This window comes from Acinetobacter sp. Ac_3412 (genome assembly GCF_013072675.1).
Lineage (GTDB): Bacteria > Pseudomonadota > Gammaproteobacteria > Pseudomonadales > Moraxellaceae > Acinetobacter > Acinetobacter higginsii.
In genome coordinates this window covers 99,798-115,539 of sequence record NZ_LXUJ01000001.1, presented here as the reverse complement: position 1 = coordinate 115,539, position 15,742 = coordinate 99,798, and the positions used below count along the sequence as shown (strand labels likewise).

Sequence of the window (15,742 nt, the reverse complement as noted above, 5' to 3'; positions counted from 1 at the left end):
GCATCTATGGAGCTTTTTCTAACCATCGCCATCACCCACTTTATTGCATTACTGACGCCCGGCGCAGATTTCTTTTTAATTTTAAAGACCTTGATACAGAACCAGAAAAAGGCCGCGAGATTCACCTGTGCAGGCATTGCATTGGGGAATGCCATCATATTGATCAGCATTTATTTGAGTCTATTTATCATTGGTCAGGTGAATACCGAATTATTCATCCTCATGAAGTGGTTGGGTGTTGTTTATTTTGCATATTTGGCGATTCAATGTTTCCGTTTGGCTCAATCGGCACAGAGGGTCAATCAACTTGATGAGAAACGTGTTCATCAACCGCACAATAATGCTTACCTGAAGGCGTTTCTATCGGGATTGCTTTCCAGTGTGTTGAACCCGAAGAATTTGATGTTCTATAGCGTGTTGGTGATCTTGATTTATCCGCAATATAATTTTGTTCAAAATACTTTGTTGTGTTTCTGGATGGTGGGGTTAGTGTTGATCTGGAATCTCGCTATTGTTCAATTGATCGGTTCAAGTATTTACCTGTCGTGGTTAAATCGGCATCTGCGCCATTTATATTATTTAGCAGGACTCAGTTTTTTGTTATTGATGCTGGTACTGATCATGTATTAAATAAAAAAGACGGTCAAATGACCGTCTTTTTTATGCAAGCTTATTGAGTAGGTTCAATAGGTTGATGTGGTGTCTTCCTAAAGCGATGGATCTTGCGATTAATATCATCGATAAAGGTGTACACCACAGGGATCACCAATAACGATAAGAAGGTACTGGTAATCAAACCACCAATGACCGAGATTGCCATTGGTGCACGGAAGCTTGGATCAGTACCAATCCCGAGTGCAATTGGTAACATCCCAGCACCCATGGCCAGCGTAGTCATGATGATTGGACGTGCCCGCTTATGGCAGGCATCGAGTAGGGCATTGAATCGAGAATAATGCTTTTCATTCCTTGCGATAATCGCGTAATCGACCAGTAGAATAGAGTTCTTACTGGCAATCCCCATCAGCATAATCAGACCAATCAAACTTGGCATTGAGAAACTGCTTTTAGCTAAAAGCAGCATCACGAATGCACCACCGAGGGATAAAGGTAAGGCCACCAGAATGGTAATTGGCTGTAAAAAATCTTTAAATAACAATACCAACACAACGTAGATACACAGTACACCTGTGAGCATTGCCAGACCAAAACTAGCAAACAGTTCCTGCATCACTTCGGCATCACCAATATTGGTACGCTTCACCGTAGGTGGTAAATTCTTCATCGTCGGTAGTTGATCAACTTTTGCCGCAATATCTCCCAACGGTTGATTATTCAATTCAATATTGAAGTTGATATTACGCAAACGGTTGAAACGGTCAATTTGTGATGGACCACTTTCGATATTAACATCTGCAATGGTACCGAGCATCACTGGGCCTCGATTCCCTTTCACCATCAAGCGTTTCATGAGCTCTTGATCTTGACGGGCAGCCAGTGGCAGTTTAATTACAACAGGGACTTGGCGTTGAGATAAGTTCAATTTCGCAAGGTTTTGATCAAAATCACCCGCGGTTGCGATTCGTAAAGTCTCAGCAATATCGTAAGTGGTCACACCTAAATCAGCCGCTTTGGCAAAGTCTGGACGAATCACCAATTCTGGACGAATCAAAGCCGCACTGGAGGTGATACTGCCTACATTCGGAATGGTACGTAATTCGCGTTCAAGGCTACGTGCAGTTGACATTAAGGCCTCTGGATCATCACCTGATAAAGCCAGTTGGTATTGACTGTTGTTACCCGCTAAACCAACTTGAATGCGTGCACCCGGAAGTGGGGCAAGACGTTGGCGCAGTTGATCTTCAATGTCTTGTAGGCTGGCACTACGATCAGAACGTTCTGTGGTTTGAATCGTGAGCGTTGCTTTACGCGGTTCACTTGATGCACCACCTGCAAAAGGATCTGTTCCCGCAGCACCGCCGCCAATCGTGGTATAGATACTTTTGATCTCGGGATGGTCTTTAATCAGCGTACGTGCATATTCGGCAGTCTTAAGCGTATCTGCAAATTGTGAACCTGGGGTGAGCTCCAAACGAACCTGCGTTTGTCCTGTATCAGGTGGCGGGACGAAGCCTGTAGGTAGCAACGGAATCAGTAAGACCGAACCGACAAAAAAGGCAATTGCACCAGCTAAAGTGATCCAGCGATGATTCAGACACCACGTCACCAAACGCATGTAGCCACGCATAACTTTGCCGTCTTTAGCACGGTCTTTGGCTAGACTGCTTGTACCTTGATCAGTAGCTGTTTGTACTGTTGTTGATTCATCCTGTTGTTCAACCTTACCGACCCATGGTTTCAAAATATAGGCGGACATCATTGGGGTGAGTAAACGCGCAACAAGCAGTGAGGCAAAGATGGCAAGAGCCGCCGTCCAACCAAACTGAACGAAAAATTTACCTGCGATACCACTCATAAACGCAGTGGGTAGGAATACAGCAATCAATGTAAACGTGGTGGCAATTACGGCTAGACCAATTTCATCGGCTGCTTCCATGGCCGCCTCATAAGGCGTTTTCCCCATGCGTAAATGCCGTATGATATTTTCAATCTCAACGATGGCATCATCGACCAGAATACCCACCACCAATGACATGGCTAAAAGCGTAACGGTATTGAGGGTAAAGCCAAAGAAATACATGCCAATTAAGGCTGGTAAAATCGATAATGGCAGGGCCGTTGCAGCAATGATGGTGGCACGCCAGTCACGTAAGAACAACCACACCACCAAGATCGCTAATATCGCACCTTCATATAACAGAGACATCGAGCCTTTATAGTTATCTTCGACTGGCTTTACAAAGTTAAAGGCTTCGTTGATTTTAATATCGGGATGTGCCGCTTTGAGTTTATCTAATGCGACGACAACTCCTTTTTCTACATCGACTTCACTAGCGCCCTTACTTCGTGTGATTTCGAAGCCAATCACAGGTTGTCCATTTAAGAGTGCAGCGGAACGCCGTTCAGCCATACTATCACGAACAGTTGCAACCTGATCCAGACGAATATGTCGACCATCGCTGAGGGCAATATCCATTGCACCAATTTCATCAGCTGTTTTTACGGTCGCAATGGTGCGGATGGATTGTTCACTACCCCCGATTTTGGTTTGGCCGCCAGAAGCATCTTGCTGAATCAAACGTAGTTGACGGGTAATGTCGGTTGCAGTTGCATTCAGCGCCAATAGTTTTTCAGGATCGAGTTCGACTTCAACTTGACGTGTGACGCCACCAACACGAGCAACAGCACCAACGCCTTTAACCTGTAACATCGCGCGGGCGATATCATAGTCTACAAACCATGACAGTGCTTCTTCATCCATCTTTGGCGATTGGATGGTGTAAGTCAGGATTGGCGAACCTGAAAGATTGATCTTGCTGACAATTGGATCTCGTAGATCGGCAGGTAGATCGGAACGAACTTGTGACACTGCATTGCGCACATCATCCACAGCTTCTTGTAGAGGTTTTTCTAATTGAAACTCCGCTGTGACAGTGACCACACCATCTTGAATGTTAGTGTACTGATTTCTCAAACCTTGCAGAGTTGCAATCGAGTTTTCAATCTTACGTGCGACTTCGGTTTCAAGCTGAGGTGGTGCAGCTCCGGGTAATGCCGCTGTCACAGTGACCATGGGTAGTTCAATGTCAGGGAACTGTTGGATCTTCATCCATTTAAAACAGAGCAATCCTGCCAAACCCAGCATAATAAATAACAGAATGCCAGGAATTGGATTTCGGATTGACCAAGCGGAGAAATTCATGTCATTTCTCCTGTGTGGTCACAAGTTGTTTGCTAAGTGGTGTCTCTGGAATGTCTTTGGCAATACTGACCAGATCGCCATCAGCTAAGAAACCTGTACCTGAAGAAACCACTTTTACATTCGTTGGTAAATTCAAGAGTTCGACACGATCTCCCAAACGGCGACCTACAATGACTTTCTGTTGGGTGACACGATTCTTGTCATTGACAATAAAGACATAGGAAAAACCATCACGCAACAGTAGGGCTGTTTGAGGAACCGTCAATGCGAGTTTCTGACCTAAATCAAATTCACCTTTAACAAACATGCCCATACGCACAGCTTGAGTAGTTGGAATGTCCACATAGACCAAGCCATAACGGGTTTGTGGATCAATCACAGGTGCAATCATTCTGACTTTACCTGTTACAGCAGGTTGGGCTGGGTCAGGTGAAACAATATGTGCGGTCATACCTTGTTTAAGCTTGTATAAATCCGATGTGGTCACTTCGGCACGCCATTCTAAACGATGGTCTCGAATCAAGCGGAACAGCTCTTGACCTGTTTGTGCAAGAGATCCAACCGTTGCTGTACGGGCTGAAATCACACCATTGTCAGGTGAAACCACTTGGGTCTGTGCTAAGCGTAATTGGTTACTTTCAATTTGTGCTTTGGCTGCATCTAGACGCGCTTGAGCTGTTGCTTGAGAGGTTTGATACTGAGTAGACTCTTGTGCTGAAATTGCGCCTGTATTTTTTAGTTGCTGAATACGTTTATTGTTGGTAATCGCATCAGTCAGTACGGCTTGAGCTTCTGCATAACTGGCTTTGGCTGCTGCCAAATCGGCACGGATGGTTTCGCTATTAATTTCAGCTAAGACCTGACCACGACGCACTTCATCGCCGACATTGACATTCACACGGGTAAGACGCTGGCCTGAGAGTTCGCTGCCAATCACCACTTCTTGCCATGCCGCAATATTGCCATTAGCAGTAAAGGTTTGTTCCCAATTTTGTTGTTGGGGTTGAACAATTGTTACAGTTAAAGCGGCTTTTTGTTCAGTGGTATCTGCGTTTTTAGCTTTTTCAGGATTCACTGATTTTTTAGCAGTTCCAGTCTGCCAAACCACAATTGCAATAATTAAAAGTACAACCGCAATTGCTAAAATGAGCCAACCCTTTTTCTTTATTTTCTTGGGAGTTTGAGAAGTCATCTTTCCATAGTCATCAAGTTTTGATGGCTAAGTATAGACGAAGATTTCAACAGTTGCTCAATAGCCCATAGACAGATAAAAAAATTAATAAAGTCGCTTATGTTTATTACTTTTAAGCTTAGGAAAAGTGTGAATTGTTTCAATTCCGAACTTTTTATTTTACCCAAAATGATAATTATTGCTTAAAGAGGCAGTAAACGATTTGAGACTACATTTTTCATGACAATGGTTGAGGTTAGTCGCTGTACATTGGGTAAGGCCGACAGGCTGTCATCATAGAGTTTTTGGAAACTGGCCAAGTCTTTAGCAACGACGTGCAGTAGATAATCTGGATTTCCAAATAATCGTTGTGCCTGAATCACATTGCCAATTTCAATGACTTTTTCTTCAAAGCTAGAAAGTGCTTTTTTATCTCCATCTTTTAAAGTGACAAAGATAATCGCTGAGAAATTAAGGCCAATTTTTGAGGCTTCTAGATCAGCATGGTAGCCTTTAATCACACCACTTTCTTCTAATGCTTTAACACGACGATGGCAAGGCGACAGACTTAAACCGATTCTTTCTGCAAGTTCTGTGATAGATAATCACCCATTTGCTTGTAGTTCAGCAATAATTTTCTTATCAATGCGATCCATTTAGAAGAATCTCCCTTCGGGCTTTGAAGATATAGAAGTATTTGGAATAACATTTTCACCATTAAAGCATATCCTTTCTCAACAATCTTCACCAAATGGTGAAAAAGAAAACGATCAAAGATCGTATTGTCGATGTGGGAAGGGCTTTGCTTATGGAACTTAGTGTGATTTTTGCTTTTTGGTGCGTTTCGATCTTATTCGTATTAACACCTGGCGCCGATTGGGCTTATGTCATTCTTGCAGGCATCAAAGGTAAATTTATTCTAAATGCCGTCACAGGTTTGGTGTTTGGGCATCTCATGGCGATCTTATGTGTGGCAGCAGGTGTGGGCGCTTTGGTGCAACACTATCCAATTTTACTTACTGTGATGACGATCATGGGCGCCTGTTATTTGTTATGGATGGGCATCAATCTATTTATACATCCAGCCACCATTTCAACTGAGACAGATGCCACGCAATCGCTTGATTCAGCAGGTTCATGGTTGATTAAAGGAATGGGGGTTAGTGGCTTAAACCCGAAAGTCTTGCTGTTATTTTTTGCCTTATTGCCACCGTTTATTCATCCACAAATGGCATTTTCACCAACCGCACAAATTATTTTGCTGGGATTAATTCACTTAATTAGTTGTGCTGTGGTGTATATGTTTGTGGGGATAGCAGCCAAGAAATTGCTTAGAAGTAGACCGCGTGCAGTAAAAGCAGTCAGTCGTATTTCGGGCGGACTGATGATGCTCATCGCAGCAATCCTATTTATTGGGCAAATTTAAAATAAATGTTCCATTCTGGGTATTTATATAGCTTTAAATTTATCATTATTGAATTCAGGATCTTAATTTTAATAGGGTTCGGGTTTTCAAAATCATAAAATTGTACAGTGGCACATATAGGTAAAAAATAGTGTAAAACGTATCAATTCTCATTTATTATGCGATTTTTTAAGTCGGCTGATAAAGATCATGGGTAGACAACTTAAACCATTAGTGCTGATGATGGCATGTGCTTCAATGGGGGCAACAGCCGTTTTTGCGGATGAAGGACAACAAAGTGCTCAAGCAGATACAACAGTAACTTTGAATACCATTCGAATTACTGCAAGTGCAGATGCCTCGGCTGATGGTTTAACGGAGCCTTTTGCGGGTGGACAAGTCGCGAGCGGCGGTCGAGTCGGGATTTTTGGCAATCAAAAAAACTTAGATACACCATTTAATTTGACCAGCTATACCAATGAATATATTCAGTCACGCCAAGCTAAAAGTGTAGGAGATGTTTTACAGGCAGATCCAAGTGTGCGAGTTGCGAGAGGTTTTGGTAATTTTCAGGAATCTTACTATATTCGTGGCTTTGTTTTAGGTTCTGATGATACTGCTTATAATGGTTTGTACTCGATTCTACCTCGTCAATATATCCCTACAGAATTGTTTGAACGTGTTGAGTTACTTAAAGGGGCGTCTGCATTTTTAAATGGTGCTACACCAAGTAGTGGTGGTATTGGTGGTGCAATTAATCTATTACCAAAACGTGCAGCGAATGAACCATTAAACAGAGTCACTGTAGGCACAGATTTTAATGGTGGACAAATTGCAAATGATGTATCCCGTCGTTTTGGTGAGAACCAAGAGTTCGGGGTGCGTGTAAATACAGCATATCGTGGCGGAAATACCAGTGTAGATGATGAAAAAGCTTCTTTAGGCTTGGCCTCAATCGGGCTGGATTATCGTGGTGATCGTTTACGGTTGTCTGGTGACATGGGCTATAGCAATAACCGCTTAGATGCAACACGCCCAAACATTACTTTAAGTGGCGTGACGAGTATCCCTAAACCAATTGATTCTTCTAGTAATTATGCGCAAAAGTGGACGTACTCTAATGAAGAAGATGTGTTTGGTAGCTACCGTGCAGAATATGATTTAAGTGATGCAGTGACAGCTTATGCTGCCTATGGTTTCCGGCATGGTGAAGAAAGCAATAGCTTGGCGAATTTCACATTGACCAATGCAACAACGGGTGATGGCACTTCCTATCGTTTTGATAATGCACGTGTAGATATGGTCAACACAGGCGAAATTGGTGTACGTGCGAAGTTGAATACAGGCACGATTGAACATAATCTTGTGTTATCAGGATCTGCTTTCCAGCAGAATAGCCGTAATGCCTATGTGATGGATTACACCAATACATTTGCTGGAAATATTTATCGACCAACACAGTATGAAAAGCCTGAATATTCGAGCAGTGCACTCAAAGGCAATCAATTAGATGCACCGAAATTAACGACACGGACACGTTTAAGAAGTATCGCGATTGGCGATAATCTCAAAGCATTAGATGAGCGTTTAACGGTGATGTTAGGTGGGCGTTATCAGCAAATTATGCAAGATAGCTATACATATAACACCTCTGATAAAACCAGTTATGATGAAAGCAAATTTACCCCTGCGCTTGGTGTCAGTTATAAAATAACCCCTGAAATCTCGATTTATGCGAACTATATCGAGTCTTTGGCAAAAGGGCTTTCAGCGCCATCAACTGTTGAAAACAAAGGAACGGTGCTTAAGCCATTTGTTGCAAAGCAAAAAGAAGTGGGTGCGAAATTTGAAAATGATCAGATTGGTTTAACGTTAAGCTTATTTGATATTGATAAACAAAAAGGGATTGTCGACCAGAACAATTATTTTGTTGATGGCGGAAAATATGTGCATCGCGGTGCTGAGTTGAGCAGTTATGGCAAACTTACTGATTCAATTAAAATACTAGGTGGTGTGACTTGGTTAGATGCAAAACAAAAGCAAACTCCTGAAGCTAAATACAATGGTAATCAGGAAATTGGTGTTGCAAAATTCCAAGCCAATTTAGGTGCTGATTGGCAATTACCAATCGAGCAGGATCTTGCGGTGAATGGTCGTGTAGTTTATACAGGTTCTAGCTACGCCAATGACGCTAATACTCTGAAAGTGGGAGATTGGACGCGTTTAGATTTAGGTGCAAGCTATAAAACCCAATTCAATCAGGTTCCAACAACATTTAACTTAAGCATCAATAATGTCTTTGATAAGAAATATTGGGCGTCAGTCGGCGGCTATGACAATATAGGTAGTAATGCGAAAACCTCAAATACTTATTTAAATGCAGGTTTGCCGCGTACCTTTATGCTCAGTGCAAGTTTTGATTTCTAATGTCTTGATTTTAAAAAGATCCCCGAATATTCGGGGATCTTTTTATTTATAGAATTGCTTTCAGGCGTTTGACCACTTCTTCACACTGTGCCAAATCTGCAACCAAAGCCATTCTGACATGACCTTCACCCGGATTGCCTTGTTCTGTATCACGAGACAAATAACGACCCGGTAAAACCTTGATATGCGCTTTTTCCATCAGCATTTTGGCAAAAGTCTCATCGTTATCGACTTTTAACCAGTAATAGAAACCTGCATCTGGTTTTTGTAAAGGCAATAAATGACCGAGTTCAGACTGGAATAAATCAAACTTAGCACGATACTGCTGACGGTTTTCTTCAACATGTGCTTCATCATTCCACGCTGCAATAGATGCCAATTGATTTTGTACGGGCATCGCAGCGCCGTGATAGGTACGGTATTGCAAATAAGGTTTTAATAAAGCCGCATCACCCGCAACAAAACCAGAACGCATGCCCGGTAAGTTTGAACGTTTAGATAATGAATGGAACACGATGCAATTTTTATAATCATCGCGTCCCATTTCGGCACAAACTTCTAATAGGCCGATTGGTGCTTGGTCAAACCAAAGTTCCGAATAACATTCATCCGATGCAATCACGAAACCATATTGATCAGACAGGGCAATCAACTTTTTAAACTGCTCTTTTGATAGAACCGTTCCTGTCGGGTTACCTGGCGTACATACAAACAGTAAGGCGGTTTTTTCCCAGACTTCCGCTGGAACTGCATCAAAGTCACCTAAGTAGCCATTTTCTTCAGTACAGTTAATGAAATAGGGTTTTGCACCTGCAAGCAGGGCTGCACCTTCATAAATCTGATAAAACGGATTTGGCATCACCACATACGGTGCATCTTCACGCTTAATCAAAGCTTGTACAAAAGAGAAAATACCTTCACGTGTACCAGAAACAGGCAGGATATGATCTTCTGCACTAATATGATTCAACTTGAAGCGATTACTAAGCCACTGTGCAATACTTTGGCGCAACTCAGGCAGACCTTTACTGTTCGGGTAGGTCGATAGATGGGCAAAATTATCAATAATCGCTTGTTTAACGAACTCTGGTGCAGGATGTTTAGGCTCACCAATTGATAAAGGAATCAGCGGTAAATTGGCAGGTTGCACATCTTTAAAAAGTTGATTTAACTTTTCAAAAGGATAGGGATGCAATAACGACAAGCTAGAGTTCATTTAAACAGTTACCAAACAATAAAATTTAAGATGGATTACAAATTTGATTCGATGCTTCATCTAAAGCGGCTTTTAAGCTTTCCGCAAAAGTTTTCACTTCTTCATCGGTGAGCAAGACACCATTTTTCTTGGTGACAAAGAAAATATCTTCCGCACGTTCGCCCAGTGTGGCAATTCTTGCAGAATGGATATCCAAACCTTGCAACATGAATAAACCACCAATACGCGCCAACAGACCTGGATGGTCAAGGGTTGAGATTTCAACCATGTGCTGCTGTAACGTCGGGTTTAAGACAATATCTACAGTATTTTGCACATCAAAATGACGTAAATGACGTGGAATACGGCGTTGCATGATCCCCGGATATTGATCTGAATGGCTCAATGCATCAACCAAAGCGGCTTTGACTTTGTGTTCGCGATCTGGATCGGTCAGCAAGGTACCAAAACGATCAAGGACCAGATAAGTATCTAAGCTGAATGAAGTTGAGGCGGTGATAATACGGGCATCTTGGACATCAAGATTCATACGATCCAGTACCGCAACGGTAGTGGCAAACAAGTTTGGTTGATCACGGGTATAGATAAAGATCTGAACCGCATCATCGGCAGCATTACGATGCGCACGCAATAGTACCAGAGGCTCGGGATTATCGCCGTGTTGCAAAATTGCTTGGGTATGCCAAGCAATTTCATTGGCCGATTCTTTGACGAAGTATTCATCGCCCAGCTCTTGCCAGACTTTCTCAACTTCAGCGAGAGAGAAGTCATTAACCAAGAGTTCACTGGCAGCAAATTTGGTATCTTCAATCAGCATTTGATAGTCAACTGGACGACCTAAGCCTGAACGAATCACATCACGTGCGTAGGTATAGAGCTGACGCATCAAGGACGCACGCCATGTATTCCACAGCTTCGGATTAGTTGCGTTAATGTCAGCAACCGTCAGGGTATAAAGATAATCAAGATGCTCCATATCACCGACTTTTTCAGCAAAGTCTTTGACTTCGTCAGGGTCTGAAATATCTTTTTTCTGTGCAGTAAGAGACATCAATAAATGATTATTAATCAGCCATGCAACCAACTTACATTCACGCTCGGTAAAGCCATGGGTACGGCAGAACTCAATCGCATCCAGTGCACCAAGTTCACTATGATCACCACCACGACCTTTGGCAATATCATGAAAAATTGCAGCCATATACACGATGTCATGGCGGGCAATACGCTGGAACACAGAGCTGACCACTGGGAATTCTTTGGCAAATTCAGGTTCTTTAAAGCGACTTAAATTGCGGAGTAATAACAGAGTATGCGCATCGACGGTATAAATATGGAACAGGTCATATTGCATCAAGCCCGTAATCTGTCCAAAAGCAGGAATGTAATTGCCCAACACACCGTAACGCTTCATTGCCACCATGGTGTCATATAAATGCGGTGAGCGAATGATCGACATAAACAAGGCTTGATGTTCTGGATTATCGCGAAAGCGTTGATCAATCCGTTTTGCAGCAAGCACCAGCAGGCGCAAAGTACGGGCACGAATACCGGTAATTTCAGGGCGATTTGCTAATAAGTAGAATAACTCTAAGATGGCAATAGGTTCTTCTGAAAATACTTTGTGATGTTGAACAGCCAATTTTCCATCGACAATTTTAAAACGTTCATTAATATCAATAATGTGGCGTTCATATTCAGGCAGGCGTGGGGTAATCACCGATTCATTGAAATAGGCGAGTAGCATTTCATTCAGCGTTGAAACTTGCTGTGCGGTACGATAGTAGCGCTTCATAAACTGTTCAACAGCAAAATTAACAGGCTGACCTTCTTCACGCACATAACCAAATTTTGCAGCGATATCACGTTGATATTCGAACAATAAACGGTTTTCATCGCGTTTGGCTAAACGATGTAAATGGGTGCGAATTTCCCATATAAAGCTTTCAGCTTCTTCCAATACACCCAGTTCAAATTCAGTGATAAAACCCAAATGTACTAAATCATAAATACGATTGACGCGGAAGTGGCGTTTGGCAATCCAGCCAATCTGATTGATATCGCGAATACCCCCCGGGGCATTTTTAATATCAGGTTCTAAATTACTTTCAGTATTGTTGTGTTGTGCATAACGTTTGGCTTGTTCAGCCATTTTGGCATCATAGAAGGTTTGATCTGTCCATGTTTGCGCAACGATACGGCGTGGCCATTTTGCCAGTTGCTGATTACCGGTAATGAGACGAGCTTCAATCAAGGTGGTCGCAACAGTTAAATCATTAATGGCTTGTTCAACACAGTTTTGAATGGTACGAACGCTGATCCCCGGTTTGAAATTACCGACATCCCATAAAGATGAAATAAAGGTCGAGATCAGTTTTTCTTGTTCTTCGCTGATTTCATCCTCAGACAAAATCATGATATCAGTATCTGAATAGGGCAGCATTTCATGGCGACCATAACCGCCTACTGCAAATAAGCCCAATTCTGTTTGATCTAAGCCTGCATGATTCCAAAGAAAGATCAGGGCTTCATCAATCGAATCAGAGCGCGCTCCAATCACTTCACGAATAGGTTGACCATTTTCATAGCTCTCCTGTAATTGCTTTTCTACATCCGTACGCCATTGGTTAATGGCTTGAATATCATGAAGACTGGTGACGTAGTTCAACAAAGGAGAGGTCTTGATCATAAAGCTGGATCTTCTATCAAAGCCCCTCTAAAAAGAGGGGAAGTTGTGATGATAAGCACCTAAGGTCATCTTAAGCGTTGGTTTGTACACTCACTTGGTATGCGGCGTGCTGTGCCAATTCACGTGCAAGATCCGTTGTTTCAGCACGGGCAGTTGCAACGCCCATACGGCGACGTTTAAAGCCCTCAGGTTTGCCAAATAGACGTAAGTCTGTGTTTGGATTAGCTAAAGCAAGATTCAAGCCAGTGAAACTCAAGTTTTTAGCATCAACACCTGCATAAATCACCGCACTTGCAGCGACACTATGGCGTGCTGTATTGACAGGTAGACCGAGAATTGCACGGGCATGTAATTCAAATTCACTTTGGAATTGTGAAGCTAACGTAACCAGACCCGTATCATGTGGGCGGGGTGAAACTTCACTAAACCAAACTTTATCGCCTTTAATAAACAGCTCTACACCGAAGATACCACAACCGCCTAAAGCAACAGTGACTTTATTGGCAATGCGTTTTGCTTCTTCCAGCGCAGCAGGCGTCATCTGTTGCGGCTGCCAGCTCTCGACATAATCACCCGCATCTTGGCGGTGTCCGATTGGATCACAGAAATGGGTTTCAATTTCACCTGTTTCTGGATTTTTTGCACGAACGGTAAGCAAGGTAATTTCAAAATCAAAATCAATTTGCGATTCAATAATCACGGTGCCTTGATTGACGCGGCCGCCTTGCATTGCATAATCCCAAGCGGCATCCACTTCATCAAAACTCTTCACACGAGATTGACCTTTCCCTGAAGAAGACATGACAGGTTTTACAAAGTTTGGATAACCAATGTCATCACATGCAGCACGGAAGCTGTCTAAGGTATTGGCAAAGCGATAAGCAGAGGTTGGTAGGCCGAGTTCTTCAGCAGCTAAACGACGAATTCCTTCACGGTTCATGGTGAGGTTAACTGCTTTTGCAGATGGAATTACCGTTGCGGTTTGGCTTTGTTCAATTTCAATCAAAACTTCTGTGGCAATGGCTTCAATTTCAGGAACAATTAAATTGGGTTTGATCTTTTCAATCAGTTGTTTTAATTCGGCTGGATCAGCCATATTCAGGGTATAGGCATAATGTGCCACTTGCATGGCTGGCGCGTGATCATAACGATCTGCAGCATGAACTTCGACACCTAAGCGTTGTAAAGAAATCACAACTTCTTTACCTAGCTCTCCAGAACCTAACAGTAAAACCTTAAATGCAGAAGATTGAAGTGGAGTTCCAAGAGTGACGCTCATGCGAATAATCCTATCCTGATTAATTTGTGTTTAAGCATAGCAGAACTTTTTGTCGAATTAAGCTTATACGCCACAAAAAACCTGCTTTTTGTTAGACAAAAAATAGCACTTCATCTGCGATTTGTCTGCTTATAGATTGACCTGATAATTCAGTTGCAATTCATCTGCATGTTGACCACGGATTCCCCAATTGCATTTCGGTGTTTCAAAAATTGTAATTTCAATATCTTGTGCTGAAATTCCACATTGTTGCTGAATATAATTGAAAATGCTTTGAATCAAACGTTTTTTTGCTTCAGTACTTCTGCCTTCAAACATCGAAATTTCGATAATTAGATAATGCTGGCTCCGATCATTGGGATAGATAAAGTCTTCTTTCGCTAGCGCAATAAAACGCTGAAATTTCTTTTCGATGGGATAGTGTAAACTTTCAACTAGCGCTTGATGGATGGCATGAGAAAGTTGATTCCTAAACTGCTCGATGGTGGTTTGTAAGGCATAAATCTTGATTTGTGACATTGTTGATGTCTTCCTTCTTGAAGTTTTAGTTTTTTATAGATGGACACGTCTGACAGTATGCTGAACAAAAACATAAAATCAATTACTTAGAATAAAAAGCATTCTGCTGGGTAAATAAGTAACAAGCATTGAGAATTACTCCCAAATTGACTAGCATAATGTCCAAATGTTTCATCGGCGATTTGCTATGTCTAATCCAAACTCTCGTGTAACCGCAATCCTGTTGTGTAGTGCATTTTTATTGGCTGCTTGCGGAAACTCAAATAATGAGCCAAAAGAAAAGGTCGAAATCAAACCTGCGCCGAAACTTAACAACGATGCCACCACCTATGCCAATACAGCATGGAAGTTGATCAATGACATCGATCCGATTATTTATAATAAACAAGTGACAGAGATTGAAGAAAAAGTCAGAAAACCATTGCGTCAGCTCAGTACCGATTGGCGTATCAATGTCAAAATGACCGATTCCGTAACGGAAGGCAAATATGCATTGTGTCGTAAAGCATTGACCAGTTTAGATACTTGGGCACGTGATGTAAAAGATAATGCCAATGCATCGACTCAGAAGCAGGTTGATTACGAGCGTGATAAAGCACAGTGTAAGGATGCGATTGATAATCCAGCGCTAGGCAATACTTCACCTAAGTAAGCATATACAAATAAAAAAGTGAGATGTTTTATCTCGCTTTTTTATGGTTAAAGTCATCAAACGCTTATGAGGTTTTGACCGTTTTTGCTGCTTCCTGTTTGGCTTTGGTTGCTGTGGTATTGGCTGTTTTTTTCGTATCTGTTGTTGCTTTCATCGCATCGTGTTTCGCAGTATCTTTCATTTTCGTCATGTCATGCTTTGCAGTATCTGTTGTTTTGGTTGCTTCTTTCTTGGTTTTTACCACACTTGTTGCAACACATTTACCGCCTTTGTGATTTGGTCCTGTACCACCTTGAATTTGAGTTCCTTTCGGGCAGGCAAATGCGCTAGCGCTGAGTACTGTAAATAGGCCTGCTGTTAAAATCGTTGCAATTTTTCTCATGATTGTCATCTGCATCGGGTAAGCGATAGTGCTTAGCTTTAATGTATGCGTGTTCAAGACAAGAAAGCAGACTGATTTTGTGAAATATTTTAGGGCATCAGTAGTATTTTATAGTGAGAGTTTATCTTTTAATTTATGTTTAAGCTTAAAAGCATATTGCAAAAAAATGCTGTGCTTAT

12 protein-coding genes are annotated in these 15,742 nt (G+C 42.0%); 4 read left to right on the top strand and 8 right to left on the bottom strand.

From position 1 onward, the window contains the following. Nucleotides 1-6: 6 nt before the first annotated feature. Entirely contained in the window at nt 7-630 is a 624-nt protein-coding gene (locus A7P54_RS00565) for a LysE family translocator (RefSeq protein WP_171548327.1), read from the top strand. Nucleotides 631-670: 40 nt separating this feature from the next. Here the strand turns inward: A7P54_RS00565 and A7P54_RS00560 are convergent, their stop codons facing one another. The 3 genes from A7P54_RS00560 to A7P54_RS00550 form a co-directional block, all read right to left on the bottom strand. Continuing rightward, nucleotides 671-3,823 carry an efflux RND transporter permease subunit gene (locus A7P54_RS00560; protein ID WP_171548326.1) on the bottom strand — a complete coding sequence of 1,051 codons (3,153 nt, stop codon included), beginning with the start codon at nt 3,821-3,823 and terminating at the stop codon, nt 671-673. 1 nt (nt 3,824) lies between these two features. Beyond that, the gene (locus tag A7P54_RS00555; RefSeq protein WP_171548325.1) at nt 3,825-5,015 is read right to left on the bottom strand and encodes an efflux RND transporter periplasmic adaptor subunit; all 1,191 of its coding nucleotides are present in this window, start codon (nt 5,013-5,015) and stop codon (nt 3,825-3,827) included. 182 nt (nt 5,016-5,197) lie between these two features. Next, nucleotides 5,198-5,593: an Lrp/AsnC family transcriptional regulator gene (locus tag A7P54_RS00550; protein WP_354667331.1), complete on the bottom strand. Its 396-nt coding sequence runs from the start codon at nt 5,591-5,593 to the stop codon at nt 5,198-5,200. Nucleotides 5,594-5,802: 209 nt separating this feature from the next. Here A7P54_RS00550 and A7P54_RS00545 point away from each other — a divergent pair, with 209 nt between their 5' ends. Continuing rightward, nucleotides 5,803-6,420, top strand: a complete 618-nt coding sequence (locus A7P54_RS00545; protein ID WP_171548324.1) for a LysE family translocator — start codon at nt 5,803-5,805, stop codon at nt 6,418-6,420. Between the two features lie 189 nt (nt 6,421-6,609). Continuing rightward, a complete protein-coding gene (locus A7P54_RS00540; protein WP_171548323.1) occupies nt 6,610-8,826 on the top strand; it encodes a TonB-dependent receptor in 2,217 nt (738 codons plus the stop codon). A 46-nt stretch (nt 8,827-8,872) separates the two neighbouring features. Here the strand turns inward: A7P54_RS00540 and dapC are convergent, their stop codons facing one another. From dapC to A7P54_RS00520, 4 genes are all read right to left on the bottom strand, one after another. Then, the gene (gene dapC / locus A7P54_RS00535; protein ID WP_171548322.1) at nt 8,873-10,042 is read right to left on the bottom strand and encodes a succinyldiaminopimelate transaminase; all 1,170 of its coding nucleotides are present in this window, start codon (nt 10,040-10,042) and stop codon (nt 8,873-8,875) included. A 25-nt stretch (nt 10,043-10,067) separates the two neighbouring features. Further along, nucleotides 10,068-12,731 (bottom strand): [protein-PII] uridylyltransferase, encoded by a 2,664-nt coding sequence (gene glnD / locus A7P54_RS00530; protein ID WP_171548321.1) that lies wholly within the window; start codon nt 12,729-12,731, stop codon nt 10,068-10,070. 70 nt (nt 12,732-12,801) lie between these two features. Next, on the bottom strand, nt 12,802-14,019 hold the full coding sequence (gene purT, locus A7P54_RS00525) for a formate-dependent phosphoribosylglycinamide formyltransferase (RefSeq protein ID WP_171548459.1): 1,218 nt from the start codon (nt 14,017-14,019) through the stop codon (nt 12,802-12,804). Between the two features lie 120 nt (nt 14,020-14,139). After that, nucleotides 14,140-14,529: a tautomerase family protein gene (locus A7P54_RS00520; protein ID WP_171548320.1), complete on the bottom strand. Its 390-nt coding sequence runs from the start codon at nt 14,527-14,529 to the stop codon at nt 14,140-14,142. Nucleotides 14,530-14,716: 187 nt separating this feature from the next. Between A7P54_RS00520 and A7P54_RS00515 the strand changes: the two genes are divergently transcribed. Next, on the top strand, nt 14,717-15,181 hold the full coding sequence (locus A7P54_RS00515) for a hypothetical protein (protein ID WP_171548319.1): 465 nt from the start codon (nt 14,717-14,719) through the stop codon (nt 15,179-15,181). 64 nt (nt 15,182-15,245) lie between these two features. Here the strand turns inward: A7P54_RS00515 and A7P54_RS00510 are convergent, their stop codons facing one another. Beyond that, nucleotides 15,246-15,563 carry a hypothetical protein gene (locus A7P54_RS00510; protein WP_171548318.1) on the bottom strand — a complete coding sequence of 106 codons (318 nt, stop codon included), beginning with the start codon at nt 15,561-15,563 and terminating at the stop codon, nt 15,246-15,248. Nucleotides 15,564-15,742: the final 179 nt, after the last annotated feature.

Coding starts and splice junctions, on each gene's coding strand:
- A7P54_RS00515 (WP_171548319.1), top strand. CDS start 14,717: ATGTCTAATCCAAACTCTCGTGTAACCGCAATCCTGTTGTGTAGTGCA.
- A7P54_RS00555 (WP_171548325.1), bottom strand. CDS start 5,015: ATGACTTCTCAAACTCCCAAGAAAATAAAGAAAAAGGGTTGGCTCATT.
- dapC (WP_171548322.1), bottom strand. CDS start 10,042: ATGAACTCTAGCTTGTCGTTATTGCATCCCTATCCTTTTGAAAAGTTA.
- A7P54_RS00510 (WP_171548318.1), bottom strand. CDS start 15,563: ATGAGAAAAATTGCAACGATTTTAACAGCAGGCCTATTTACAGTACTC.
- A7P54_RS00560 (WP_171548326.1), bottom strand. CDS start 3,823: ATGAATTTCTCCGCTTGGTCAATCCGAAATCCAATTCCTGGCATTCTG.
- A7P54_RS00545 (WP_171548324.1), top strand. CDS start 5,803: ATGGAACTTAGTGTGATTTTTGCTTTTTGGTGCGTTTCGATCTTATTC.
- A7P54_RS00540 (WP_171548323.1), top strand. CDS start 6,610: ATGGGTAGACAACTTAAACCATTAGTGCTGATGATGGCATGTGCTTCA.
- A7P54_RS00565 (WP_171548327.1), top strand. CDS start 7: ATGGAGCTTTTTCTAACCATCGCCATCACCCACTTTATTGCATTACTG.
- glnD (WP_171548321.1), bottom strand. CDS start 12,731: ATGATCAAGACCTCTCCTTTGTTGAACTACGTCACCAGTCTTCATGAT.
- A7P54_RS00520 (WP_171548320.1), bottom strand. CDS start 14,529: ATGTCACAAATCAAGATTTATGCCTTACAAACCACCATCGAGCAGTTT.